Below are 26,400 nucleotides of genomic sequence, written 5' to 3' on the forward strand. Positions count from 1 at the left end.
ACTGCCCAATATGAAAGCAAGCATCTTATTCACATTATTCTGTCTGCTGGCCTGCCTGGCACATGGACAAACCGCGCCTGAAGGCGTGAGTTTGCGAACTACCATTTTTGCAAACAAGGACAAGGACGCCAAGGCGATCGTGGACCGGTCCAAGGCCAATACCACAGCCGACAAACAAACCGTGTCACCAAACAGGCCAATGCGGGAAGTAATATTTACCAATTATAAACCAGGTAATGCAACGCAACAGGCGTCTGTTGCCAGGAAAGCAGCTGCGGCTTCACAACCTCTATCTTCTGATAAGCCGGCAGAAAAGAAAAGAGACTCTGTCACAACCAGGATCATCATACCGGATCAAGGCGGAGCAGGCCCCAAAACGAAAAATTAAACTTTAAAACAGGAGAATATGCTAGTTCGAAACCTAGTCTTCATATTATTTGTGCTGGCAATCGCCCAGGTAGCCCATGCACAGAGCAGTCTTCAGAAACTTAATTACCAGGCGGTAGCCAGGAACAGTAATGGAAATGTACTGGCTAACAGCGCTATGAAAATACGGATCTCCGTTTTAGGCGGATCAGCCAATGGCCCTGTACAATACCAGGAAACACACGATGTTACAACCAACCAGTTGGGATTATTTACCCTGCAGATTGGCGACGGAACACCGGTTAAGGGAACATTTGCAGGCGTGCCCTGGGCAAACGCCAACCAGTATGTACAGGTAGAAGCATCCGTGAACGGCGGCGGTTTTACCGTTTTGGGTACCAGCCAGCTGGTAAGCGTACCATTTGCTTTGTACGCAGCTAACAGCCAGGCAGGGCCACAGGGGCCGGCAGGACCTGCAGGTCCGAAAGGGGACGCAGGACCGGCTGGGGCTCCAGGACCGGTAGGACCAGCGGGGCCTAAGGGAGACGCCGGACCTGCAGGAGTTCCGGGACCAAAAGGGGACGTTGGACCAGCGGGACCAGCAGGTGCTACAGGGCCCAAAGGAGATCCAGGACCCGCCGGACCTATAGGACCAGCAGGGCCTAAAGGAGACGCGGGACCAGTAGGACCAGTGGGACCAGCAGGTGCTACAGGACCTCAAGGAGATCCAGGACCAGCCGGACCGATCGGACCTGCGGGCCCCAAAGGAGATCCAGGACTACAGGGACCAGTTGGACCTGCCGGGCCGATTGGACCTGCAGGACCACAAGGTCCACAGGGAGATAAAGGAGATCCGGGATCAGTTGGACCAATGGGGCCTGCTGGACCACAAGGGCCTACCGGAGCAGTCGGCCCAGCGGGTCCGCAAGGACCGCAGGGTCCTGAGGGACCTTTAACCGGCGCTGCGTCAGGCGACTTGTCGGGTAACTATCCTGGCCCTACGGTTTCCGGGCTTCAAGGCCACCCTGTTAGTAATACGGCTCCGATAGCCAACCAGGTTTTACGCTATAATGGTGCGGAATGGGTACCTGTAACGCTTGGCGGTGGCGGTTTTACTTTACCGTATGCCACTGTTGAAAATAACGCTGCTACTTTGTTTTCTATCACCAATAATGGTGACGGCACCTCGCTCGAAGGTGTTAATAATACCCCCACTTCTTCTATTGCGGCTATACGGGGTATTGTTAGCAGCGCTTCACCAGGCGGATTTTCCGCCGGGGTCAGGGGGATCAACAATGGAACCGGCGGCCTTGGAATCGGCGTATGGGGTTCGCAGGAAGGAAGTGGCTGGGGCATTTATGGCGTAACTCCAAACGGGTTGGGAGTATATGGAAACGCATCTGCCAACGGTACCGGAGTATATGCAAATAGTGCTTCCGGTACAGGGCTTACAGCTACCAGCAACAATGGTATTCCGGCCAGTATCTCTATCTACAATAACGCAAATAACAACGTTGTACTCAATGCTAATACGGTTGGTAACGGCACTGTTATTAATGTGACCACTACCGGAGGCGGCGCAGGGGTACGTAGTTCTACCAGCAGTGGATTTGGCGTACATGGAATTACCGCAACCGTGACATCGGCCGGAGTTGTAGGAGATAATAACGGAGGCGGCGAGGCAGTGGTTGGGCGCACAACCAGCGACATAGCAGGAGCTGTGGTAGGAAGAAATGATGGAGGGGGTTATGGCGTGAGAGGCTTTGTTGCAACCAATACTTCCGGAACCGGAATCGGCGTATACGGGCAGGTAGGCCTTAACAACAGTACCGGCCGGGCAGGTCGGTTTGAGAACTTCAACCAGACGAATACCACCGGCAATACTTTGGAAGTTGAAACTAACGGAAACGGCAATATCCCGGACAATACACAGGGTAATGCCGCCTCTTTCCTTGTCAATAATACAAACAGTGTGGCAGCTGCCGTACGAGGCGAGGTAAAAACAATCTTTGGCAACTTCGGTGCAGCGGGTGTTTTTGGCGTTTCTTCAGGAACCGGCGGATTCGCTGGATTATTCCATTCTTCGAATACTACCGGTAATGGTCCCGCTCTTGTATCAATCGCTGATGGTAATGGCAATGCGATCACTGCTAATGCGAGTAAAGATGGAAATGGGGTGGAAACAAATATAGATGGCGCCGGCAATGCGCTTTATGCCTGGGTGCCAAGTTTTGCCACAGGAAGGGCCGGCAGGTTCCAGATATTCAATGAGAGTAACACCAGCGATGTAATAACTGTTAAGACTGTTGGTAACGGTACAGCGGGTAGCTTCTTTGTGGACAAGACCACTGGTACTTCCCCTGCGGTTCGGGGAGAGGTGAACTCTATGTTCGCCAATTTTGGCACTGCCGGTATTTATGGCGTTTCCAGCGGTACAGGAGGATATGCAGGTTTATTCCATGCATCTAATCCGGCAGGTAATGGGCCGGCTGTAGTTGCGATTGCAGATGGGAATGGAAATGCTATTACTGCCAGCGCCTCTAATAATGGCGATGGTATAGAAGCAACTGCCGAAGGAAATGGAAACGCCGTATTTGGTTGGGTTCCTAATTTTGGGAATGCCCGTCCAGCCCGGTTTGTAAATTTTAATACCGCCAATACGAAGGAAGCCTTATCTGTGGAACAACATAGCAATGGCAGTATTGCGGTATTCAGATCAGGCAACCCAGGTGTTGTGAATGTAGCAAGAATTAACTCTGCAGGTCGGGGATTCTTTAATGGCGGTACTCAAAACAGTGGTGCAGACGTTGCTGAATCATTTGATGTAAACGGGCATATTAGTCAATATGAAGCGGGAGATGTACTGGTGATCTCTACCACCACCGACCGTACCGTTGAAAGATCGCAAGAAGCCTATTCTTCGCTGGTTGCCGGCGTATATGCTACTAAACCTGGCGTATTATTAACTGAATCAGGAATAGACGACGATATTTCTCACCAGGTACCGATGGGGGTAGTTGGGGTGATTCCAACGAAAGTTTGCAATGAAGGCGGAGAAATTCACCGTGGCGATATCCTGGTGACATCAAGTCGTCCGGGTTATGCTATGAAAGCGGATCTGAATAAGCTGAAACCAGGCCAGGCTATTGGAAAAGCATTAGAGGAGATGAAAGCGACTGATGGTAAGATCAGGGTTTTGGTGAATGTAAAATAACGGGAGTACTATCCTTCTTTATAATCCGGGTTCCAGGATGGGGCCCGGATTTTTTATTGAAATGAGTTTGAAGATTGTTACTGGATTGCTGACGGTGATGATTGAGTTACAGGGGATTATTTGAAGAGCGGGGGATTATTATCAGCTGATAAGTCTATTGCGGGGTTTCCCGAATTGTTGTTTTATCGCAGGTTGCATATGGCTCTTGCCTTGCAAGAGGCTATTCATTATCAAAGGAGCACTATTAGTCAACTAACGAAACAACGAGAATTTTAGCAACCAGGTATTCCACTCGCTTCCAGGCACAAAAAAGCGAACAGTTCCGATAACAGAACTGTTCGCCAAATATATTGAGTTTGCCCCGGGGGGCGACTACTAAACTCTGAAGTGGGAGAAAGCTTTGTTAGCTTCAGCCATACGGTGAGTATCTTCTTTCTTCTTGAATGCTGCGCCTTCACCTTTGCTTGCTGCAACGATTTCGTTTGCCAGCTTATCTGCCATGCTCTTACCGTTTCTATCGCCAGCGTAACGAACTAACCATTTGATGCTCAGGGAGATCTTTCTGTCAGGACGTACTTCAGTAGGGATCTGGAAGGTAGCACCACCGATACGGCGGCTTCTTACTTCTACACCTGGAGTTACGTTAGCTAATGCTTTTTTCCAAACCTCGTAACCGTTTTCACCGGTCATTTGGCTTACTTTATCCACCGCATCGTAGAAAATTTTATAGGCAACGCTCTTTTTTCCTTGTTCCATTACGTTATTAACAAAGCGGGTAACCAGCTTGTCATTAAACCTTGGATCTGGAGCCAGAGGTAATTTTTTTGCAGCTTGCTTTCTCATTTATTGAAAAAATTACGACTATTTAATTAATTATTTCTTAGCCTTTTCCTTTTTAGTACCATATTTGGAACGGCTCTGCTTTCTGTCTTTCACACCAGCAGTATCCAAAGAACCGCGAACGATGTGGTAACGAACACCTGGTAAATCTTTTACCCTACCACCACGGATCAGTACGATGGAGTGTTCCTGCAGGTTGTGACCTTCACCAGGGATATAGGCAATCACCTCAACTTTATTGGTTAAACGAACCTTCGCTACTTTACGTAAAGCAGAGTTTGGTTTCTTAGGCGTGGTAGTGTATACACGAGTACAAACGCCACGACGCTGAGGGCAGCTATCTAATGCCCTGGACTTAGACTTAGCCCGGATAATTTCTCTTCCTTTTCTTACTAATTGTTGTATAGTAGGCATTCTTTACCTAGTTTTTTTATGTCGGTTTACAATGACATCCAAATTCCCATAAAGAGATTTTGGGACGGCAAAGGTAAAACTATATGTGTGAATAACAAAATTGTTTCGTAAATATTTTTGCCGGACGGGTATTAAATATACCGCTACTAAAGGGGTGTAGAAAATAACTACCTAGCAGGGCGACCAAAATCCGGTTTGCAAAGGTATGATTTCCCGGATTAAGAACAATAAAAAAAACAAGGCCATTTTTCGACCTTGTTTTCTCCTATATATAATATTGTATATAGACTATTGTTTATCAATCTGGTAGTTCCAGTTGCGCGGATCTTCCGCTTTTCCTGTTCTGATAGCATCCAGGCGGGCGATCACTTCTGCACCAACAGTATATTTGGAAGAATCCAGGCGGATCTGGATATCTTTATAATCCAGTTCTTCTACATATGCAACGCTGGCCGCAGTTCCCGTACCGAAAATTTCTCTCAGGGTACCGGCTTTATTAGCTTCAATGATCTCATCTATCGAAATCTCCCTCTCTTCTACTTTCAATCCCATATCCGACAGTACATCCATTACGCTGGAACGGGTAACCCCTTCCAGGATGGTGCCCTGCTCCAGGTCCGGAGTGACAGCAGTATTGCCGATCACCACAAAAACGTTCATGGTACCGCATTCCTGCAGGTATTTATGCTCAAAACCATCTACCCACAGTATCTGATCATATCCTTTGTTCTTAGCCACCATGGTAGGATACATAGTACCGCCGTAGTTACCGGCAGCCTTTGCAAAGCCTACCCCGCCAGGAAACGCTCTTACAAATTTATCCTGTACCAGCAGTTTAATAGGCTTATTGAAATATGGGCCAGATGGAGAGTTGATGATCATGAACTTATACGTTTCGGAAGGACGTACGCCGATATACTCATCCGCCGCGATCATGAAAGGACGTAAATATAATGAGCTACCGGTAGTGGTAGGGATCCAGTCGCGGTCTACATCGATCAGCATATCAAGACCACCGATGAACAGCCATTCAGGAACATCCGGCATACCCATTCTTTCTGCCGATTTATTAAAGCGCCTGAAATTATCGTAAGGCCTGAAGATCATCGGATGACCTGCAGGGTCTTTATATGCCTTAATTCCCTCAAAGATCGCCTGTCCGTAATGCCAGGCAGCATTGGTTGGACTTACAGACAAATTCTGAAAAGGTATAATCTCAGCATTAGTCCATTGACCATTACTATAATCAGCCACCAGCATGTGGTCGGCATATATTTTTCCGAAGGCCAGATTATTAAAGTCTACTTCGCTCAATTTGCTTTGTGTGGCTTTGGTAACCTTTATCTTCTTCAGCGCCTCTTCCTTGGCGGTAGATTTATCTACTATCATGGTTAATCAATTTTATCTCAATACTTTTACATAATTAACGTGGTCGACTGGTTTCCGTGTGGAACAGCTAACTGCAAATAAACTGATTTTTCCCCAGAAGGATCGTTTATATTAAATTAAATAATGATAAATATGTCACTGGAGCAAATAGATCTGGATCCGTACTTTTTAGCGAAAATCTTTACTCAGCCTATCATTCCGGGCGAAAGACCAGCTGCTGCCGCAACGGAAAAAGTAGTGCCCCAGGTCAAATATTTAGGTGAAAATCAAAAAAACATCGCCATCTTCATCAAAAATGAAAACGAAGCATATTTAAATGAAGAATTATTTAACCTGCTCACAAATATATTAAATGCTTGTAAACTAAGCATGCAGGATGTTTCATTAATTAATATTGCTCACTACCCCGGCCTGGAATTTTCTGACTGGCAAAAAGCCATCAACATCAGGCAGGCGGTCTGTTTCGGCATTTCTCCAGAGCAGATCGGGCTAACAGATATCCCAACTTATCAACTGGTTGCAGTAAATAATACAACGCTTATCTTCTCGGACAGCCTGGTGGAGATCGGGGCAGACAAGGCATTGAAGGCCAGGTTATGGAATGGACTAAAACAATTACTAGGTATTTGATAAATATATTATGAAGCTAATTTTTGCTACCAATAACCAGAATAAAGTAAAGGAATTCAGATCATTAGTAGGAAACCAGTTCGAGATCATCACCCTGCAGGAAGCGGGAATTGACATAGACATCCCCGAACCTCACGATACGCTGGAAGCAAATGCCACTGAAAAATCCAGCACCATTCACCGGATGACCAACGAAAATTGTTTTGCAGAAGATACAGGACTGGAGATCAGCGCCCTCAACGGCGCACCAGGCGTACTGTCGGCCAGGTATGCAGGAGAACAGAAAGAACCGGCAGATAATATTGCCAAAGTACTGCGGGAAATGGAAGGCAAATCGGATCGCCAGGCTCAATTCCGCACAGTTATCTCGCTAATCCTGGATAATAAAGAATACCAGTTCGAAGGCGTGTGCGAAGGTACTATCTCAACTTCCATACATGGCAGCAAAGGCTTCGGCTATGATCCGATTTTCATTCCCACAGGCGCAACGCGCTCATTTGCGGAAATGGATATGGCCGAAAAGAATCAGTACAGCCACAGAGCCAAAGCATTCCAGGCATTTGCAGCCTTCCTTCAATCATATAACGAGCAACAAAAATAATGGGCAGAGTAAAAATAGATCTACCGGCAAACTTTCCTTTTAGCACCACTATTCCTGTACGCATCCAGGATGTGAACTATGGCGGACATGTGGGCAACGATGCGATCTTAAGCATCCTTCACGAAGTACGTATTCAATTCCTTGCCAGTATTGGCTCTATGGAACTGGATAAAGCGACGGGACAAGGGCTGATCATGGCTGATGTGGCGATCACGTACAAAGGAGAAGGATTTCATGGAGATGTGTTTAAAATTGAAGTAGCGGCAGGAGATTTCAGCGGATTCGGATTTGACCTTTTTTACAGGATCACGAGCACGAGAAACGAACAGGTTGTACTGATAGCAGAAGCCAAGACGGGTATGTTATGTTTTGATTACAACACCCATAAACTGGCCAGGTTATCGCCTGACCTGAAAAACAGATTAGAAACCGGAAAAATAGAATAATGGCAACAACAATTGATGAAGTAATTATTTCGCGCAGAACGGTTAAGCCTACCAATATGAACGGGCAGAAAATTGACAACGAAACCATCGGGGAATTGTTGCAACTGGCCGACTGGGCGCCTACTCATGGATATACAGAACCCTGGTACTATGTAATTTTCAGCGGGGAAAAGGTGCAGCAGTTTTGCAATGATCATGCAGAATTGTACCGTGCTCAAACTCCTGCGGATAAATTCTTAAGCGGCAATTATGAGAAGCTGAAACACCAGGGCGACCTGGCTTCCCATGTTATTGCCATTTGTGTAAAGAGGGGGAACAATCCTAAAATCCCGGTACTGGAAGAAATTGCCGCTGTTGCCTGTGCAACAGAGAACATATTGTTAGGGGCCACTGCAAGGGGCCTGGCTTCCTACTGGGGATCAGGAGGCATGACCTATCACCCTGCGATGCACGACTACCTGGGATTAGGGGAAGAAGACCAGGTGCTGGGATTCCTTTACCTGGGTTATACCAGCGAACCGGTTCAGGCTGGACGTCGCCTTAAACCCCAGGCCGAAAAGTTTAAATGGATGTAAGTACTCTCCGGATGTAGCGCCAGTCGCTACATCCGACCTATTCTACATCCAGCAGGTATCCTTTAGCTTCTGCTTCGAATGAACTGATCTGGGTAGCAACCCAATGCTCATCTTTATGTAGTTCTTCCGCCATAATTCTTGCCACGGCGGGAGCAATACGGATCGCTTCCCTGGCATCGAGGAAGAGGAGCCGTACTCTCCGGGCCAGAAAATCTTCAATATTCCTGGCCATTTCTTCTCTTACAGCCCAAACCACCTGGGCTTTCACAATATGGTACCTGGCGCTCAACTCCTGGTTCATTTGAGGGTTCTTTTCAATGAGCCGGCGGATATGAGCTGCATCAGTACCATAAAAGTACCAGGGATCCTGCCAGTCTACCTCCATAGCACCATGGACCCGTAAATGTTCGGTGGGTGAGGTGGTCGATTTCCAGCGCAACACTTCTTCCATCTTATTTATCACATCAGCGGCCATACGACGATAAGTGGTCCATTTTCCACCGATAATAGTGAGTAACTGCGACCTGGAAACGATGATCTTATGGCTGCGCGATATTTCTTTGGTTTTATGTCCTTCTGCCTTGGCTGCGGCTAAAGGCCGCAAACCAGCCCATAGGCTTTTTACGTCTTCTCTTTTCGGGGCCTTTGCCAGGTATTGGGCAGCGGTATCCAGGATAAATTTAATTTCCTTTTCCAGTGGATGCGGATCAAGACTGATATGGTTGACAGGAGTATCTGTAGTACCTATTACCACCTTATCGTGCCAGGGCACCATAAACAATACCCGTCCATCGCTTGTTTGCGGGATCATGAGTGCATCATGTCCCGGCAGGAATTCGCGGTCCACCACCAGGTGCACTCCCTGGCTGGCAGCTATAGACCTGGGAGCGGCCGGGTTATCCATCTCCAGTATATCATCGGCAAAAACACCGGTAGCATTTATGATAGCCGTGGCATTCAGATGGATATCATCTTCTCCTCCATTTAAAATATCTCTTACCGTTACTCCGCTTAGTTTACCATTTTCGTCTTTACTGAGGCCCACTACTTTCATGTAATTAAGCGCTACTCCGCCTTTCTCTGAAATTGTTTGAGCAAGGTTAATGGCGAGGCGGCTGTCATCGAACTGCCCGTCGTGATACAGTACGCCACCCGAGAGTTTATTTTGCTGCAGGGTAGACAGCCTGTTCAGCGCTTCAGTTCTTGAAATATGTAGAGATCTTCCCAGGCTTAGGCGACCGGCCAGCCAATCGTAGAGTTTAAGACCAATGGTATATTTCAGGTTCTCCCACCAGCTGAAAGTAGGTATTACAAAGGCAAGGTTCCTGACCAGGTGTGGAGCATTGGCAGAAAGCCGGCCTCTTTCTATACTGGCTTCCCTGACCAGAGAAACGTCGCCCTGCGCCAGATAACGTACGCCGCCATGCACCAGTTTTGTACTTTTACTGGAAGTTGATTTTGCAAAATCAACCTGTTCCAGCAGCAAGGTACGGTATCCCCTGGTCGTCGCTTCCAGTGCGGCGCCCAAACCGGTAGCCCCACCCCCTATTACGATAACATCCCAGGGTTGCAGATCCTTCCGCAAGGAAGAGACAAGCATTTCTCTGTTCATAAAAAATCGTTGATCAACTTTGTATAAATTACAGTTGGGCATTGGTCCCCAAAAGTTAACGGACAAACGACCCAAAAGTTCTCAAACCGGGAACTTTTAGGCATAAAAAATGTTCCAGTAGGAGTTCCCGTTATAGAATGGGAAAGGATCACATTTTACGGAATTATGAAAATATACATTACCATAGTCATTGCTTTTTTATTACCCTTATTACACGGTAATACCGTTAATGCCCAGCAACGGAAAAAAAAGCAGGACACATTGCACCTGGTGGCTATTGATAGTGCAACTATCAGCAAAAACATCGCCGCGTTAGCAAAAGACACTACCAAGGTGAGAAAATCTGATACTGCCGTAGCCATCCTGATCAACCGGATAGAGAGTTATACCCTGCTGATGAACGACTTAATGAGCACATTGCGGAGAGGATTTGATACCCTGGGGATCAGCGAAGGCATTCCGGTTGCAGACACCTCGCTGGCGCTTGTAAAACGCAACATCGCCAGTTTGGGCCGCACTCCCAATATCAATGATATATACACCAATAAAGTAATGCTGGAACAGCTTCAGCGGAAGCTGGACAACTGGCAATCCACCCTTTTTTCTTACTATAACAAACTTGTTGCAATCAACGACACCTTACATTCCCTGCGGCGCGATACCGCCATGCGGAATATACCGTCGGAAGATGAACTTTATGGATTTTACCTGGGCCAGGTTACGAACATGGTGCTTAAATACCGGGGAGTGGATAGCGCCAACAGTATTAACCTGATCAGAATGGGGTTATTGCAGAATAAGGTAGCCAACCGGTATATAGAAACATCCAACCTGTACGAAGACATGGAATACAGGCTGAACCAGTACTCCCGGCATATGTTTGTGAGAGATTACCGCTACCTTTGGCGTCCGCATAAAGACAGTATCAATCCACTTGAATTCTTTCCTGTTTTAAAAAATTCTATCAATAAGAACACCAAGGTACTGGCCATCTTCTTTTCTATACAATGGCCTATATTCCTTGTATGGATACTGATAGCATCTTTGTTCCTCTGGTGGATCTTCAACAACATACGCCGGATTAAGAACAAACATCCGGAGCAGGAAGCGGAAACGATATTGCAGCATTCCAAATACGTATACCGGTTCCCGATAGCCAGTGCGGTAGTGTTGATATCGACACTGTCGGCTGTTTTATCAATCCGTTACCCGACCTTGTTCACGGAGATTACCTGGGCGATCAATGTACTGGCGCTCACGGTGATTTTCAGGCAACAGTTGCCCAAAACGATGTATCGCTCCTGGTGTTTCGCTCTTTGTTTGCTGGCATTTTACTGCCTGGCCAACCTGATCATTGAAGTTACCTATGCGGAGCAGTGGGCGTTACTGATAGCTGCGATCTTGGGAATTATCCTTGGTTACCGGATGTTAAAGGAATCCGGCACTACTACTTATATCCAGCCTAAGTTTGCACGGCCGCTTATCCGGTTGTTTATAGGGACCTGCATGCTTTCAGTGCTTTTGGTTTTATTATCGATCGTTGGTACGGCTAAGGTGATGGGTACCAGCGCTATTGTAAATATGCTGATGGCGGTAAGCCTGTACGTGCTTGTGCAGATCATTATGGAAGCTGTATTTCTCCAGGTAGAAGCCAACAAGGATTCCAGCAGTTTTATATCGTTCATGGATTTCCAGGACGTACAAAGAAAGCTAAAGACCTTTTTAAGTATACTTTCGGTTGTTGGCTGGTTGATCATAGTTTCCCGGAATCTTTATCTCTATGATAGTATATATGATTTCATTTCTGCAAGGTTGCAGGAACGTCATAAGATCGGCACTTCAGATTTTACGTTGAGCAGCGTTATCATTTTTGTAGTTGTTATCTGGATATCCACGGTTGCATCACAGCTGATTGCCTATATGTTTGGAAACACGGGGCAGAATGCCAACAAGAAAACCAAGCTGGGGTCGGCCCTTCTGCTTTTACGGCTGGCGGTATTGGCTGGCGGCGTGCTCATTGCGTTTGCTGCGTCGGGTATCCCGATGGATAAATTAACAATTGTGATCGGGGCGTTGGGCGTAGGTATTGGATTTGGTTTACAGAATATTGTGAATAACCTGGTTTCGGGGGTTATACTGGCATTTGAGAAGCCTATAGAAGTGGGAGATGTAATAGAAATAGGGCCAAGATCAGGTGTTGTGAAAGAAGTGGGTATCCGTTCGAGCAAGATCAGTTTGTACGATGGTTCCGAGGTGATAGTTCCCAATGGAGATCTGATTTCTCAGCAATTGGTAAACTGGACCCGGACCAACAGGAACAAGCGGGTAACGTTTACGATAAGCGTAGCTTATGGCTCAGACATTAAGCAGGTGATAGATATCATTCAATCTGCTTTTGTGGGTAAAAAGGAGATTATGAGCATACCGGCTCCATTGGCACAGTTGTCTGATTTCGGGGATAATGCCATTAATTTCAAGGTATATTTTTGGGTGTCGGACCTGGACTATGCCGGGTCGCAACAAAGTGAGGCACTGGCATTTATATATGATGCCCTGAATAAAGCTGGTATTGAAATCCCTTACCCACAGCGGGATTTGCATATCAGATCCCTGGATGAGTCGTTGCTTGACCGGTTAGGTAAAAAGGGTCCGGCGCCGGAGGCATAAATTTTTTTATAAAAACATTTTGAATTTTCATTTAATAGCCGTTATCTTTGCACTCCCGTTTTGGAACAACAGCGGGAAATATGGCGAGGTAGCTCAGGTGGTTAGAGCGTTGGATTCATAACCCAAAGGTCTCGGGTTCAACTCCCGATCTCGCTACAGGAAACAAGCCGCAAATCTTTTACTATGAAGGGTTTGCGGCTTTTCATTTTGACAGGGTGGTCGGTTTGTTGATCGAATAACTCTAATACCTACTTACCACCTACTTTTATCCACAATTTAAGAAGGCTACTCTCCCAGCCCACCTAAATATTTTAATTTACCGTTAGCTAAACGACCTCCAAAATGAGCGAAAATCTTTCTTTCAAGGATTTGCTTGAAAATGCAGACCTGCATAATACAGAGCTACATAGACAATTGGCGAGTATAAAATCGGATAACCTACAAGAACAAGATCGTGAAAGCCTAGGAACAGAAATCAAGTGTTCAACATTCTATTTGAAAGACGGTCTATTGAATCCTGTAAAGGAAGTGATTGACAAAATGCAGAATGCAAAAATTATCACTGACATATCAGTATTTGATGAACAGGAATGGAACTACATTGAAGAGCGTTATAACACAACTGAATCGCTTCTAAAAATTAGGTACGCCCACTTATTGTGGCTAAAAAAGAAACACTCTGGATACGGACATACAGCCTTCGATCACTACAAAATTCTACTTGATAAATTATTAAAAAATTATACCAATGAAGGCTTCCGTACTTATATCAAAGTCCTTCCAACCGTACATAACCTGTCTTTAGCACTGAAAGACAAACGCAAAGAATTCAAACAGTTCCTTTTAGATTTATTCTATGCTCCAAATGTGCCGCTAGTATGGTTAAACGTGGCTTTCAACATTATATTGGATTCTTCTTTGTTCTCTAAAGATGATTACAAGGGTATGACCTCCTATATATTGGGTCGACTGAACTGGAAAACGAACGATTACTTTACAAACAATTTGATTCTGCAAAATTGCCTCAGACTAGTACAGAAAGAAGCCCTCAAACCATATCAAGTATATGAATTATTGGGGGAAAATGAATACAGATCAATTGTCTTCTAGTAACAAATCGTTACTTCCTCCATTCAATATTGTGTTATTTGACAAGAATACCAATGGTAATAGCTTATCAAAACGGGAACGCAGTACTTATGAGAAATTCAGGACTCTATCGATACACTTGCAGTCATTCACTATTCCACTAATAGAGCGACTCTTCATTGCCGGAATTAAAAAGAATAGAATGAACTGTGATGAGGTTCTCTCCTATTTTAATAGCACTTGGTTTTCCAAGTCTTTGGCCGAATTGGACTCTAAAGATGAACGAGATGGTTTTTCGATGATGGAATTCGTCGGCGCCGGAATAGAGTTTCTCTTAATACAGTTTGAACACAGTGTTCAGGATGAAAAACATATACCCACCTATCAACTTGCCATTGATTCTCTAGCCTTAAAGATTGAAGGAATCATTAGGATAATAGCAAGATTAGCCAAAATTCCTGTAACCAAAAATACCAATAATGGCACCTATGAAATGTTACTGGACGATCTATTAAGAGAGGAACGTATTAACTCAATAATTATCCCTGAAGATATATGTTTGATAAAATACTTGTTGACAAGCTGTGGTTGGAACCTACGAAATGACATAGCTCATAGTTTCATCAAACGTAAACACTATACAAAAACAATGGCAATACTGCTATTGCTAGTACTTTTTAGGCTAACCAAATATGACCTAACAGGTATTAATGATTCCGAGGCATAAATTATATCTACTTCTTCTCCTTCTTAGGATCGATGAGCAATTCGCAAATACTAACATCTAACGCTATAGCTATATCCCTCAACAGCTTTAGTGGTGGTGAAAATCATTATTGCAAATCCTTGAACCGTTTATTAAGACATTAAATAACACTTTAGGACACTAAATCACACTTTTATGACGCAATAATTGACATTACGACATTAAAACGGTATATTCGCTTAAATTCCTGTTATAACTATTATAGATTATGTGTCGCAATGAGAGCTAGTCAAGAAGCGATAGATCAGGAAATGGAAGTGATCCGCAAAGCCCTTGAAAAATTCAAGGATGGGGCTTCCATTGAGACTATTAAAAAAGCAACAGGTTTAGACCTGGAGCCGCGTACATTATTGAGGCGATTGGAGAAGCTCGTACACCAAGGGGTTGTTACAACGTCGGGTAGGACGCGGGCAATGCTCTACCGTTTGGCAAAAGTACCTGCCCAACCTACAGAAGAAAAAGATAAAGCAGCCAATGGGGCTGAGGCAAATATAATACCCCTGTCTGAGGAAGGAAGAGAGATACTGGCAGCCGTTTCCCGGCCAACTGCCGTTCGCCATCCAGTGGGGTATAATATAGATTTTCTGCACGGGTATCGCCCCAACGTTGATAGTTACCTGTCGCCGGAGGATAAACGCAAATTGGCCGAATTGGGAAAGACCGCGAAGCCTGTGTTGGCGTACCAACAAATAAGCTGCGGTTAAATAAGATGATAGGTAAAAATACGCGGGTGATGGATGACTACAAGATGGCTGGACTAAAATGACCTCTTAAAATTTTTACAGCGGTTCCTATTTGATTCTTTACGGTTTGAATACTGATATTCATTTCGGCGGCTATTTCCTTGTGGCTTTTCTGGTCGTAATGTCTTAATCGAAACGCTGTAGATGATTTAGGAGGCACTTTACCGGTGAGCGCTTTATTCACATAGAAATAGATCTCTTTGCTTTCAAGCGGATCTTTTGGAATAAATGCTTCATCAGGAATGTCGTTGGAGAAGATCTTCTGCCTTGCCAATACGTTCAGACACCGGTTCCTGATACACATGAACAAATAATTTTTCATAATTGTATCACCATCCCGGTTCTGGTATCGCGCATCAATCTTCAGGAATAATTTCTTCTGCCAAAAATCCATGAAAAATTCCTGTAGCAGATCCTGCGCCTTGTCCCTGTCTTTAAGCATTTCTACAGCGGTTGCCATAAGTAGTCGGCGGTATTTCTTGTACACGGTTGTAAAGGCCTCTGAATTACCCTCTTTTAACAATTTCAAGAGGATAGAGTCCTGGATGTTTTGTTGCATTCTCATTTCCGTTTTAGGAGAGTGGTTGGAAAAAAGTTCTTGTTCGAGTTACATTTATGCTATCTAACTGTTAGTTGTTAATTTCTCACTGTTGTTAGTGACTGTTTGCAAACGGTGGCTAATTGATTCGGTTTTTTATGAATTTTTCCTAGAATTCTGGTTTAAAATTAAGTTCTGAGGCTATGAGTTTTTGTTAACAGGTCGTTAATCAGCGCTTTTTACAAAACATAAAAAACCAATACCATGGCTAGTTTCACAATCAATTGGGGGTGTAAAATTTTTAGGAAACGTAACCATATGGTTACTTAATCAGGGGCATTTTGAGAGCCAGTTTATCGGGTTAAAAAAAATAGAATCATCAACAGAAAATTTTATTCCGCCATCCAAACAAGAAAACATTTTTACTGATACTTTCAATTTTGTAGCTGGTAAAAAATCTCTCCTTAATAAGAAAATCGTAAAAAAAAGGCCGGTATATTTACCGACCTTTTGGATTATTCTTTTATTTCATCCAGCACAGATTTAATCTGCCGGATGTATTTACCATAACTGCTCTTTGTCCAGTATTCAGTTACCAGGAACACGGAAAATAATGAAGTCACCAGCGAAGCCGATAATATTAACGCTACTTGTTCATTGGCCACCGCAAAATCATATAGGTTCGTAAGAGCGGCGCCTCTATGGCTTAAGATCAACAACGCGCCCATAACCAGGCCAAACGGGCAAAGCACATAGGTGTATGATTTATACATTTCAATACTCAGCCGTGCTTCATAATACAATTCATATAAGCTTTCTTTGGAGGTTAGCGTTACTGCGCCGCTGCTTTTATAAAACACGTACAATTTAAAAAAGTAGTATGCAGATACTCCCAACATGGCCACGTATAGCGTATAAAACGGAACGACAAACACCGGGCTTAGAAAGATGATTTGAGGAACTAATCCTATGATTAACAGGCTGAACAGCTGCACATACATCTCTCCCTTCATTCCTCTTCTCAGTTTTTCTACCGGCAACTGAGCGCTTTTTAACTGATCAATGCTGGCTGGAACACGCAACTTCTCATTTTCCTCGTCATTGTTCCACGCATCTTTTATATCGTCAAAATTCATAGCCTTGTTGTTTAATTAATGTTTTTAATTTTTCTTTTGCCCTACTGAGTTTAATTCTTGCGTTGCCTTCGGAAATCCCCAGGTTCTCTCCTATCTCCTTATGCGAATAATTTTCGAGATGCAATAACACCAATGCTTTTTCTATTCTTTCCAGTTTTTGAACAGCACGATAAAAATGCGCCAATTGCAACTCCTTTACTGCGGTGGGGTTTTCGTCTGAAGGCATATCCGGAGGCGGTTCTTCCTGCACAATTATCTTTCTCCGGTCTTTCTTAAAAAATACCAATGCCGTGTTCAGTGCCACTCTATACATCCAGGTTGAAAAGCTGCTTTGCTGCTGAAAAGAATCGAACGATTTCCATAACTGGTAGATGATCTCCTGCTCCAGGTCTGCCTGGTCGTCCGGGGTATCCATGTAGGTTCTGGATACCTTGCGGATGATCCCTTTATTAGATGTTATCAAGGCAAGAAATTCTTTTTCTTTGCTTTTCAAAACTGAGGAAGTTTAGTTTAAAACAGGAGTAATGGTATAACCTTTTTTCCTAAGCTGGTAAATAATTCCAAGCTCTCCAAACAAATGGGCAGTTCCAACTGCAAAAACGCAACTATTGTTCTTCATCATTTCGGGCATCTTATTAACCCAGTTGTTATTCCTTACCTCCAGCAACCAGTGGATTGCATTAGCATCCATGTGGTCTGCTGATACAATTTCCTTATAAAGCGCCCCAATGTCCTGTTGCTTATAAAGCGCTACCATCCTGGCTGTCTGGTCTTTGTCTTTATCTATCAATTTAAGCTGTGCTATAACCTGGTCGTTACTATAAGATTTCACCAGGTAATCCATTTGTTCTTCCAATTCTTCCAGCCAGGCAATTTTTTTCTGCTGTTGATTAGCCATTTGTGCTAATGTTATTTCGTAACTGGCGGGGTTTGCACAGTTAAATGATTTCTGAGCGGCTAAAGATAACAAAACAACGGGCTGGATATATTCGAAGGCTTTCAACGGCATTTTGAAATTAGCCTGTAAAATGGAATCAACTGTATGATAGTCGGCGGCCGAGAACTGTTGACTTAAAGGGGTAGTAATGGCAGTCATTTTTGCAGCTCTTTCCTGTAAATCCGGGGCCACAATGTTCGCCTCAATTACCAGCTGATCGCTGTTCCTGAGGGCATTTTTCAGGTTGTCGGGCATAAAGAAATCCTCGGAGCAAATCATATGGATAGTGCCATATATATAGGAAGGTTTACTTAATTCCTTACCTGAGATCTGCCATAAAAGCGCTTTCTCCTGTGGCAGTTTTTGAGCAAACCCTGAATGGCCAACAAATAGTAGAGAGAATAATGCGGCTACAATACAAGTTATGTTTTTCATCCTTAAATGTTTTATTTATAGTATTAGTATCCGCACTATTCATTTCGTTACAACTTTTTTTTACTTTTTTCCAGCTACTCAAAAGAAAGCTCCGGTCTTTTGGTGGCCATATAATATATGTCGTTCTCTGCCAGCTTGTTTATCAACAAAGATCCGGCATCGGGCATGTGGTGTGCATACGCTCTTTCCAGTTGGGTTATGGGCAACATCCAATAGAGGTTCACCGGATCTCCATATACCACCGGCATCTCTACTGCGGGGCTGTTTCCAGCGCCCTTGGTAACTATTACACTTTCAAAGGGTTTGGGCAGCTCCTGCGACAGGATGGTATGCCCCTCTCCCAACCAGGTAAGCAATTTCCAGGGTCTGTCGGCTACTCCGGAGATCAGTCCGGCCATTGACATCATCTCTGCCTCGGTAAAATCAGATTTCTTTATAGCCATTGCCAGCTCCATTCTCCTGAAATTCGGGGCCCTGTCGTTGTACCACAGCTCAACCCAGGGCATTGGTCGTATACCTACGCCGAGTGTCAGGAAATAGACCACGTCGTCTTTCTCGAACCTTGCCAATCCCATCGGCGGCCATTGACCGCCATCTATAGCGTAATATTTTTGCAGGGGGCCAAACGCAGCTTCGTAGGATTTCAGGTACCGTTCCTGCAGCGGGCCCCAGGCCTGGCTGGTTTCGCTGCTCCATTCTTCCCAGAACTCCTTAGCTGCGGCGATTTTACCGTACATGGCATTTTTTCCAACGGGTCCTAATGGCATCAACTGGTCTTTTTCGCCGGCGCCTATACAATCGGCTGCATAGGCTACGTTCTGTTCGTCGCTGTAGAGGGTCCATCCGGGGATCACTCCCAATATCTCGCCTTCATATAAGACGGCTGCTCCGTCTTCCTCTTCTGTCCATACAACCTGGAGTTTTTCAGCGTTTAAAGGAGGTTTGCCGGCGGGGTGATTACAGAACCGGGCTTCCAGCATGGGGGCCAGGCCTTCTTTCATAGCCGCGATATCTCTTTTTTCGGGTGCGGGCTGAAGGTTTCGCAACCAGCATGGGCGAGGCGAATATTTTGTATTAAGGAGTTCGGATGGGAAGATATAGAAATAGGCGGTTCTGTCGTCCTGCTCTACCACCGCTATCAGTGTTCTTCTGCTGTTTGATACTTCGAGTAGTACTTCTGGTTCCATTTTATTAGTTCATAATTTTATGATCGGCAAAAAATCCTGATTTATTCAGCGTATTTTTCACGCTTGTAAATTACTTCATATGAGATATTCCACCTTTTTACTGGCACTTTTATTAAGTTCTGTTTCTCTTTTGGCGAAGGATCGCCAGTTTTATCAGATTAAGATCTATCATTTAAAGGACGCGCAACAGGAACAACAATTGGATCGGTACCTGGAAAAAAGTTACCTGCCGGCGCTGCACCGTATGGGTATCAAACAGGTAGGCGTATTTAAACCTGTTACAAAAGATACGGCGGATCTCCGGGTGTATGTTATGTTCCCGTTTCAGAAGCTGGAGCAGTTAGCTGGTTTAGATAACCAGTTTTACCAGGATGCGCAGTTCTTAAAGGATGGACAAAGTTACATTAATGCCGCCTGGAATATGCCGCCTTATAGCCGGATCGAGTCAATTATTTTGCAGGCTTTCCCTGGTATGCCCGCTATGGCAACACCTGCGTTGCAGGGAGCGAGAGCGGAGAGGGTGTATGAATTAAGGAGCTATGAAAGTCCTTCCGAAAAATACCATATGAATAAAGTAAAAATGTTTAATACGGGAGATGAGATCGGAATTTTTAAGCGTTTAGGCTTTAATGCGGTATTTTATGCATCTGTGATCTCGGGTTCCCGGATGCCCAACCTGATGTATATGACCACCTTTAACAATAAGGCGGACCGGGATGCACATTGGAAATCGTTCAGCGACGATCCTCAATGGAAGCAGTTATCGGCGAAAGAGGAATACAGTCATAACGTTTCGAAAGCGGATATCCTTTTCCTGCAGCCGACCGACTATTCAGATTATTAATTGTTGGGATGGGGTTGAAAAAAGTCTTCAGGGTTCGGGGAATCCTGAAGGCTTTTTTCTTTGTAATAAATTGAAATATTGGCAGTTAGCAGCAAGCTTAAACGAAAAAAAAGTATTTCCCCGGCAAGAGTTATCCACAAATCACGATTCATACAACCCTTTACTGCAAAGGATTTCAAGAGATACGCACACTTCAAACCAGCCTCAGATCGGTATCTTCCGCGAAAAAAATTTTTTATTAAGTTTTGTAGTGTTGAATTATTACCTACATTTGCAACCACATTGCGAGGTAGAGCAGAGGTAGCTCGTCGGGCTCATAACCCGAAGGTCAGTGGTTCGAATCCGCTCCTCGCTACAAAACGAAAAATTCCGAAGTGCTTCACTTCGGAATTTTTCGTTTATGCATGGTATCTCTTTCCTTTGTTTCCCTTACCAGTTAAGCGCTTTCAGCAGTATTTCCGAGCGTTTAAAACTTCTCTATAAAAAAATTGTTAAAAATGGTTTCATTTAAAGCAAATAAATACTACTTTTAATCCTCAAAGGCAAACGCCACTTGTTATTTTTTCATGAAGAAGATTTTTAGGAATCTTTTTTTTAATCAATGCTGCTAAATCGATTTTTTAATTATTTGTAATAATATTAGAAAATAGCTATTTAGAATTGACTTATGAAGAAGGAAGCCAGACAATGTCATTCAAACATTAGAAATTATCCAACAACAGGAAAATGAGCCTGAGCATTTTTTTGTGCTATGCAAAATCGATATTGCTTATAATTAGATAAAACGCCATAGCGTTGACATATTGCTTATGCTGCTTTTAGCTTGTAGTCCACAGACGTTGGAATAGAGTATCGTTGGATTTTTGCGAACTAAATCAAATACTTTAAATCAAAACTAAAAAACACTCTAAATCACAATTGCCTTTGCCACTAATGCTAAATCGATTTTCTTTACATCAGTAGCGGGCTTTTAAACATTTATTAACCAACTTCAATTAATGAATATGCACAAACGATCCACGTTTTGGGCGCAGACCTGTTTTGCCAGCACAGTTCTGATGCTCCTCTCGCTTTTTGCCTTTTCGCAAGGCAAACAAGTATCCGGAAAAGTAACGGATGCGGAGACCAAAACACCTATCCCTGGTGTATCTGTCCAAGTGAAAAACACTTCCACAGGTACTATTTCCAAGCCTGATGGTACTTTCAGCCTGACCGCTCCTGAGAATGCTGTCCTGGTATTTAGCTTTATCGGCTATGATTCCAAAGAAGTTCCTGCAAATGCAGCTTCCAATGTAGTGCTGAAGCCTTCTGTCAAATCATTGCAGGATGTGGTGGTAATTGGTTATGGTACTCAGAAAAGAAACGAGGTAACAACTTCCGTTGCCACCGTTAAAGCTGAAAGCTTTAACCAGGGAGGCGCCCGTTCACCGATGGACCTGGTACAGGGTAAAGTAGCGGGTTTGACAGTTACACGTACGTCCGGCAACAACCCTAACAGTAGTGCTTCTATCCAGATCAGGGGTATTACCTCTATGACCGGTGACATGGAGCCATTGATTGTTATTGATGGTATCCCTGGCGGCAACCTGGACCTGTTACAACAAGACGATATCGCGTCTTTTGACGTATTGAAAGATGGTGCGGCGGCAGCTATCTACGGTACAAGGGGTAATAACGGCGTGATCCTGATCACTACTAAAAAGGGAAAAGCAGGAGAACCGTTATTTACCTACTCAACTTATGTTCAACGCGAAGCAGTAGCCAAAAAACCCGGTATATTAAGCGCTGCCGATTATGTGAAAATAGCCGGCGAAAACAACAACCAGGGCGCAAATGTTGATATGTACAATATGTTGTTGGACAAGAATAACCTGAGCCACTATCATAATTTTGCCGCTTCTGGAGGAACCGCTAACACCAACTACCGCGCATCCATTTATTACAACGACGCCAACGGCATTGCCATCCAAAACGGTCGTCAGCAATATGGAGGAAGAATTAATATAAACCAAACCGGTTTACAAGGCAAACTTTCCTTACAATTAAACCTGGCTACCAATTTCAATAAAGCAAATATGAATGGCGGTAGAGACGGCGACTTTGAACAAGCTGTTCAACGCAACCCTACTGCTCCCGTTACTGATGCCAATGGAAAATATATTGAAACGAACGGGTTCAATAACTATAACCCCCTGGCGCGTTTACTGCAGGAACAGAACTGGAGAGATCAGAAGACTTCCTCCGGCGACCTGCGTTTGACTTTAGAGCCTATCAACGATCTGAAGATCTCTGCGTTCGGGGCTATTGTAAGCGATGAATGGAATGACCGCGAATATCGCAGCAAAGCGTCTCTCTCTTCCGTACGCGATTACCAAGGTGGCGGCTATGCACGTAAAGCCAACAGATCTGAAAAAAACCGGACCTTTGAAACCACCGTTGACTATACCAAAAAAATTTCTGATCATACTTTCAATATCATGGGTGGGTATAGCTATCAATATAGCACCTGGGAAACCTATGATATGAGCAATAACGGCTTCCTGACCGACGCATTTGAGGACTGGAGAATTGACGCAGGTAATGCGCTCAACGATCCAAAACTTCCACGTCCTTCAATGAATAGCCGCAAAGAAGACAATATCCTGATCGCTTTCTTTGGCAGGTTGAACTATAACTATCAACAGAAGTATATGTTCCAGGCCATCCTGCGTCATGAAGGTTCTTCCCGCTTTGGTGCAAATTATAAATGGGGTAATTTCCCTTCAGTATCTGCCGGTTGGGTAATTTCCAAAGAATCTTTTATGGAAGATATTAATGTGATCAATCACCTGAAATTACGTGCAGGTTATGGCGTTACAGGAAACCAGGGTATTCCAAACTATAAGTCACTGATCACTATGAGCACTGGTGGTGCGTATCTGCAAAATGGTAAATGGATCCAAACTTATGGCCCTGAAAAAAATCCTAACCCAGATTTGAGATGGGAAAGAAAAAAAGAGTTTAACATAGGCCTCGATTGGTCTATCCTCAATAACAGGTTAGGCGGCTCTATAGATGTTTATAAACGTAGAACAGAAGACTTGTTATTTGACTATTCAGCGCCGCTTCCATCTCTTGTTCTTGATAGAATCTATACCAACGTAGGTACCTTATCCAACAATGGTGTGGAAATAGTGTTAAACACTGTTCCTGTTAAAATCAAGGATTTCAGCTGGAATAGTGATGTGACCTTTACCTTCCAGAAGAACCGCGTGATCTCATTCTCTAATGATGTTTATAAAGCGACTCAACAGTTTTATGGTGATCTGCCATCTCCAGGCAATCTGGGCATGGCTATCCGTGTAGTAGAAGGAGGCCCGCTTGGAACATTCTATGGCTACCGCTTTGCTGGCTTTACTCAAAATCAGGCTGATCCAAGAGACAATGGTAAATGGTTATTCTATAAAAAGGATGGTTCCGTTGTAGGTACTGACCAGATCAATGAAGATGATAAAACTGTTATAGGAACCGGTATTCCTAAATACCTGGCATCATGGAGCAATACTTTCCGTTATAAAAACTGGGACCTGTCAGTATTCTTCCGTGGCAAATTCGGCTTTAAAATCCTGAATCTGCAGGAAATGTATTTCGGTAGCAAAAAATGGTCACCGAACAATATGCTGAACTATGTTCTTGGCAGAGATGCACAGTTGAATGACGCTCCTGCATATTCTGACTATTACCTCGAGAAAGGCGATTTTGTAAAGCTGGATAACATAACCTTAGGTTATAACTTCCACCTGAAAACCAAATACATTAAGAATCTGCGTTTATACGCCACCGGACGCAATATTGCGACTATTACCGGTTACAGTGGTTTAGATCCTGAACTGCAAGATACCGCTCTTGATTCTGGTATCGATAACAGAGGATTTTATCCACGTACCCGTTCTTATACCATTGGTCTGAACATCGGATTCTAAAAGCAGCAAAAACTAAGAAAATGAAAAAACGTAACGTATATATCGGCGCAGCTCTGATGGCACTTGGAATGAGTGCCTGCACTAAGCTCGACGAGAAACCATATAGCGAAGTCACTAAAGACAATTTCTATCATAACAAAGAAGAAGTCCTTTCGGCGGTTCTGCGCCCATTTACCCATGCAAATGCATGGGCTGCTCCTACCGGCCAGCTTGGCTATTGGAGGGTATCAGAACTGTCGGCTGACCAACTAGCGTGGCCTCAGAAAGGTCGCCACGGCTACGACGGCGGTAACTGGATTCGCCTGCACAACCACCAATGGATCGCCAACGATGATAACTGCTGGAATCCTTGGAGATTGATGTTCTGGGGCATGGGATTCTGTAATGCAACCATTAAAGATCTTGAGGGTCTTGATTTTCCAAGTATTGGTATGACCAATGAAGATAAAGCCAGTATCATAGCAGAGACTAAGGTTTTACGTGCCTGGCATTACCTGAAGTTGATGGACCTGTATGGAAACATTCCTATAACAACAGAAGTAGGTGTCCCTGCAACTCCGGAGACAAAATCACGCAAAGAAGTTTTTGAATTCATTGAAAAGGAAATAAAAGACAACGTTGAACAGCTACAAAAGTTGTCTCCATCCCTGGTAGGCCGTGTTACCAAAGCGGGAGGTTACGCCATGCTGGTAGAGCTCTACCTGAATGCACAGGAATGGACAGGCACTCCCCGTTGGGACGACTGCATCACTTATTGTAACAAGATTATCGCTGGCGACGGCGGTTCTCTTTCCGGTTCCATCCCTGCTTTGGAGCCAAACATTACCAATGCATTTGCCAATACCAACAGTGCTTCTCCTGAAGGTCTTTTCCAAATCGCTTATGATTTCCGTTCCGGCAACTTCCGTTTCGGATGGGAGGGCGATTTCTGGCACTATCGTCAACGCCAGATCTATAACGCAGACCGCGACGGTAACAATGGTATCGTGGTAATCCCTACTGCTTATGACGCGTTTAAAGACAACGACCTCCGTAAGCAACAATGGATGCTCATCGGTCTGCAGAAAAAAGACCCTGCACTGCGTACCAGCGTAGCTGACTCTGTGGTATTAGGAACCGAAGAATACAATGGCAAACCATTGGTTTTCGTAAAAGAAATCCGTCGCAATTCCGAAGGTGAAACTGGCGAGGGTGGCATGACCCGCGGCGAAGAGAATAGCGGAGCCCGTTTCGCCAAATATTTGCCAGGCAAAACAGATGATCCCAATTACTGGGGCAATGACTTTATGTTATACCGTTTGACTGAAATTTATTACAATAAAGCGGAAGCTTTAATGAGGAAAAATGGTGGCCAGGCGACTCAAGAAGCAGTAGATCTGATCAACACTTGCAAGAAACGTGCATTCAAACCTGAGGATTGGGCTAAAGAGGCATATACAACAACTACCCTCACAATGGATGAGTTGTTAGCTGAAAGAGGCCGCGAGTTTATCTTCGAAGGTAAACGCCGCCAGGACCTGATCCGTTTTGGTAAATTCACTACTGCAAGTTGGTGGGATCACAAGCCAACTTCAGATAAATATAAACTGTTTGCTATTCCATTCAAACAAACAAGTATCAACCCGAACCTGAAACAAAATCCGGGTTACTAGTTGAGAGGATAAAATAGAGTGACGTATAAATCGAGTAGGAAGTGAGGGATTATTTCCCTCACTGTCCTCTCACACCACCGTACGTACCGGTCTGGTATACGGCGGTTTGTTAGAATAATTTAATCTGACTTTCTGTTTTCAGATAATAGCGTTCGTAAAATCCGACATAGCCTTCTTTCCTAAAGTATGCGTTGGTGAGGGTTCTGCATAGTATCGGACTACGAGCCGCACGGCTGTAACCTATACTCGTTTTGCTCCACATCCTTGCGTAATACTTTGATAAGCCAAGTTTTATAAGATTACGGTACCGGTTACGGATGGTTTTCCATTGCTTCCAGATACATATGCGCAGACGAT

22 protein-coding genes, 2 tRNA genes and 1 pseudogene are annotated in these 26,400 nt (G+C 44.2%); 15 read left to right on the forward strand and 10 right to left on the reverse strand.

All coding sequences use genetic code 11. The features are described from left to right. The first annotated feature begins 10 nt into the window (after nt 1-10). Entirely contained in the window at nt 11-388 is a 378-nt protein-coding gene (locus BLV62_RS07775) for a hypothetical protein (protein WP_089760332.1), read from the forward strand. A gap of 18 nt (nt 389-406) precedes the next feature. Next, nucleotides 407-3,580, forward strand: a complete 3,174-nt coding sequence (locus tag BLV62_RS07780) for a collagen-like domain-containing protein (protein WP_220096686.1) — start codon at nt 407-409, stop codon at nt 3,578-3,580. 375 nt (nt 3,581-3,955) lie between these two features. On the opposite strand, the gene rpsG is transcribed toward BLV62_RS07780, so the two are convergent. The 3 genes from rpsG to BLV62_RS07795 all read right to left on the reverse strand — a co-directional run bounded on the left by rpsG (nt 3,956) and on the right by BLV62_RS07795 (nt 6,223). Continuing rightward, nucleotides 3,956-4,423, reverse strand: coding sequence for a 30S ribosomal protein S7 (gene rpsG / locus BLV62_RS07785; protein ID WP_089760334.1), 468 nt, complete (start codon nt 4,421-4,423; stop codon nt 3,956-3,958). Nucleotides 4,424-4,453: 30 nt separating this feature from the next. Then, the gene (rpsL, locus tag BLV62_RS07790) at nt 4,454-4,834 is read right to left on the reverse strand and encodes a 30S ribosomal protein S12 (RefSeq protein WP_012789278.1); all 381 of its coding nucleotides are present in this window, start codon (nt 4,832-4,834) and stop codon (nt 4,454-4,456) included. Nucleotides 4,835-5,122: 288 nt separating this feature from the next. Continuing rightward, the gene (locus BLV62_RS07795) at nt 5,123-6,223 is read right to left on the reverse strand and encodes a branched-chain amino acid aminotransferase (RefSeq protein WP_089760337.1); all 1,101 of its coding nucleotides are present in this window, start codon (nt 6,221-6,223) and stop codon (nt 5,123-5,125) included. A gap of 132 nt (nt 6,224-6,355) precedes the next feature. Between BLV62_RS07795 and BLV62_RS07800 the strand changes: the two genes are divergently transcribed. From BLV62_RS07800 to BLV62_RS07815, 4 genes are read left to right on the forward strand one after another with little or no spacing between them, the layout of a single operon-like run. After that, entirely contained in the window at nt 6,356-6,853 is a 498-nt protein-coding gene (locus BLV62_RS07800) for a hypothetical protein (RefSeq protein ID WP_139170005.1), read from the forward strand. A gap of 10 nt (nt 6,854-6,863) precedes the next feature. Beyond that, the gene (gene rdgB / locus BLV62_RS07805; protein WP_089760341.1) at nt 6,864-7,454 is read left to right on the forward strand and encodes an RdgB/HAM1 family non-canonical purine NTP pyrophosphatase; all 591 of its coding nucleotides are present in this window, start codon (nt 6,864-6,866) and stop codon (nt 7,452-7,454) included. After that, nucleotides 7,454-7,900: an acyl-CoA thioesterase gene (locus BLV62_RS07810; protein ID WP_089760343.1), complete on the forward strand. Its 447-nt coding sequence runs from the start codon at nt 7,454-7,456 to the stop codon at nt 7,898-7,900. Before rdgB ends, BLV62_RS07810 begins: the two co-directional genes overlap by 1 nt. Next, entirely contained in the window at nt 7,900-8,475 is a 576-nt protein-coding gene (locus BLV62_RS07815) for a nitroreductase family protein (protein ID WP_089760345.1), read from the forward strand. The genes BLV62_RS07810 and BLV62_RS07815 overlap by 1 nt, the downstream gene beginning before the upstream one ends. Before the next feature lie 37 nt (nt 8,476-8,512). On the opposite strand, the gene BLV62_RS07820 is transcribed toward BLV62_RS07815, so the two are convergent. After that, on the reverse strand, nt 8,513-10,087 hold the full coding sequence (locus tag BLV62_RS07820; protein WP_089760347.1) for a glycerol-3-phosphate dehydrogenase/oxidase: 1,575 nt from the start codon (nt 10,085-10,087) through the stop codon (nt 8,513-8,515). Between the two features lie 165 nt (nt 10,088-10,252). On the opposite strand from BLV62_RS07820, the gene BLV62_RS07825 reads away from it, so the two are divergent. The 5 genes from BLV62_RS07825 to BLV62_RS07845 all read left to right on the forward strand — a co-directional run bounded on the left by BLV62_RS07825 (nt 10,253) and on the right by BLV62_RS07845 (nt 15,313). Further along, the gene (locus BLV62_RS07825; RefSeq protein WP_089760349.1) at nt 10,253-12,754 is read left to right on the forward strand and encodes a mechanosensitive ion channel family protein; all 2,502 of its coding nucleotides are present in this window, start codon (nt 10,253-10,255) and stop codon (nt 12,752-12,754) included. Nucleotides 12,755-12,836: 82 nt separating this feature from the next. After that, a tRNA-Met gene (locus BLV62_RS07830) sits at nt 12,837-12,910 on the forward strand. A gap of 186 nt (nt 12,911-13,096) precedes the next feature. Next, on the forward strand, nt 13,097-13,864 hold the full coding sequence (locus BLV62_RS07835; protein WP_089760350.1) for a hypothetical protein: 768 nt from the start codon (nt 13,097-13,099) through the stop codon (nt 13,862-13,864). Beyond that, complete coding sequence (locus BLV62_RS07840; RefSeq protein WP_168927823.1) at nt 13,839-14,570, forward strand: DUF4209 domain-containing protein; 732 nt, start codon at nt 13,839-13,841, stop codon at nt 14,568-14,570. The genes BLV62_RS07835 and BLV62_RS07840 overlap by 26 nt, the downstream gene beginning before the upstream one ends. Before the next feature lie 257 nt (nt 14,571-14,827). Then, nucleotides 14,828-15,313, forward strand: a complete 486-nt coding sequence (locus BLV62_RS07845) for a hypothetical protein (protein ID WP_089760354.1) — start codon at nt 14,828-14,830, stop codon at nt 15,311-15,313. Nucleotides 15,314-15,350: 37 nt separating this feature from the next. Here BLV62_RS07845 and BLV62_RS07850 read toward each other — a convergent pair whose 3' ends face one another. The 5 genes from BLV62_RS07850 to BLV62_RS07870 form a co-directional block, all read right to left on the reverse strand. Continuing rightward, nucleotides 15,351-15,911 carry a sigma-70 family RNA polymerase sigma factor gene (locus BLV62_RS07850; protein ID WP_168927824.1) on the reverse strand — a complete coding sequence of 187 codons (561 nt, stop codon included), beginning with the start codon at nt 15,909-15,911 and terminating at the stop codon, nt 15,351-15,353. Nucleotides 15,912-16,405: 494 nt separating this feature from the next. Continuing rightward, nucleotides 16,406-17,026: a hypothetical protein gene (locus tag BLV62_RS07855; RefSeq protein WP_089760358.1), complete on the reverse strand. Its 621-nt coding sequence runs from the start codon at nt 17,024-17,026 to the stop codon at nt 16,406-16,408. After that, nucleotides 17,016-17,519, reverse strand: coding sequence for an RNA polymerase sigma factor (locus BLV62_RS07860; protein ID WP_089760360.1), 504 nt, complete (start codon nt 17,517-17,519; stop codon nt 17,016-17,018). The genes BLV62_RS07855 and BLV62_RS07860 overlap by 11 nt, the downstream gene beginning before the upstream one ends. Before the next feature lie 12 nt (nt 17,520-17,531). After that, nucleotides 17,532-18,398, reverse strand: a complete 867-nt coding sequence (locus BLV62_RS07865) for a TraB/GumN family protein (RefSeq protein WP_089760362.1) — start codon at nt 18,396-18,398, stop codon at nt 17,532-17,534. A 74-nt stretch (nt 18,399-18,472) separates the two neighbouring features. Further along, a complete protein-coding gene (locus tag BLV62_RS07870; protein WP_089760364.1) occupies nt 18,473-19,585 on the reverse strand; it encodes a suppressor of fused domain protein in 1,113 nt (370 codons plus the stop codon). 79 nt (nt 19,586-19,664) lie between these two features. Between BLV62_RS07870 and BLV62_RS07875 the strand changes: the two genes are divergently transcribed. The 4 genes from BLV62_RS07875 to BLV62_RS07890 all read left to right on the forward strand — a co-directional run bounded on the left by BLV62_RS07875 (nt 19,665) and on the right by BLV62_RS07890 (nt 26,043). Then, a complete protein-coding gene (locus BLV62_RS07875; protein ID WP_089760365.1) occupies nt 19,665-20,429 on the forward strand; it encodes an NIPSNAP family protein in 765 nt (254 codons plus the stop codon). A 283-nt stretch (nt 20,430-20,712) separates the two neighbouring features. Further along, nucleotides 20,713-20,784: transfer RNA gene (locus tag BLV62_RS07880), tRNA-Met, on the forward strand. A gap of 649 nt (nt 20,785-21,433) precedes the next feature. Next, a complete protein-coding gene (locus BLV62_RS07885; RefSeq protein ID WP_089760384.1) occupies nt 21,434-24,391 on the forward strand; it encodes a SusC/RagA family TonB-linked outer membrane protein in 2,958 nt (985 codons plus the stop codon). A 20-nt stretch (nt 24,392-24,411) separates the two neighbouring features. After that, entirely contained in the window at nt 24,412-26,043 is a 1,632-nt protein-coding gene (locus BLV62_RS07890; protein ID WP_089760367.1) for a RagB/SusD family nutrient uptake outer membrane protein, read from the forward strand. A gap of 109 nt (nt 26,044-26,152) precedes the next feature. Here BLV62_RS07890 and BLV62_RS28520 read toward each other — a convergent pair. Continuing rightward, a pseudogene (locus tag BLV62_RS28520) lies at nt 26,153-26,400 on the reverse strand (hypothetical protein); the annotation flags it as partial.

Source organism: Chitinophaga terrae (ex Kim and Jung 2007) (genome assembly GCF_900107795.1).
GTDB classification, from domain to species: domain Bacteria; phylum Bacteroidota; class Bacteroidia; order Chitinophagales; family Chitinophagaceae; genus Chitinophaga; species Chitinophaga terrae.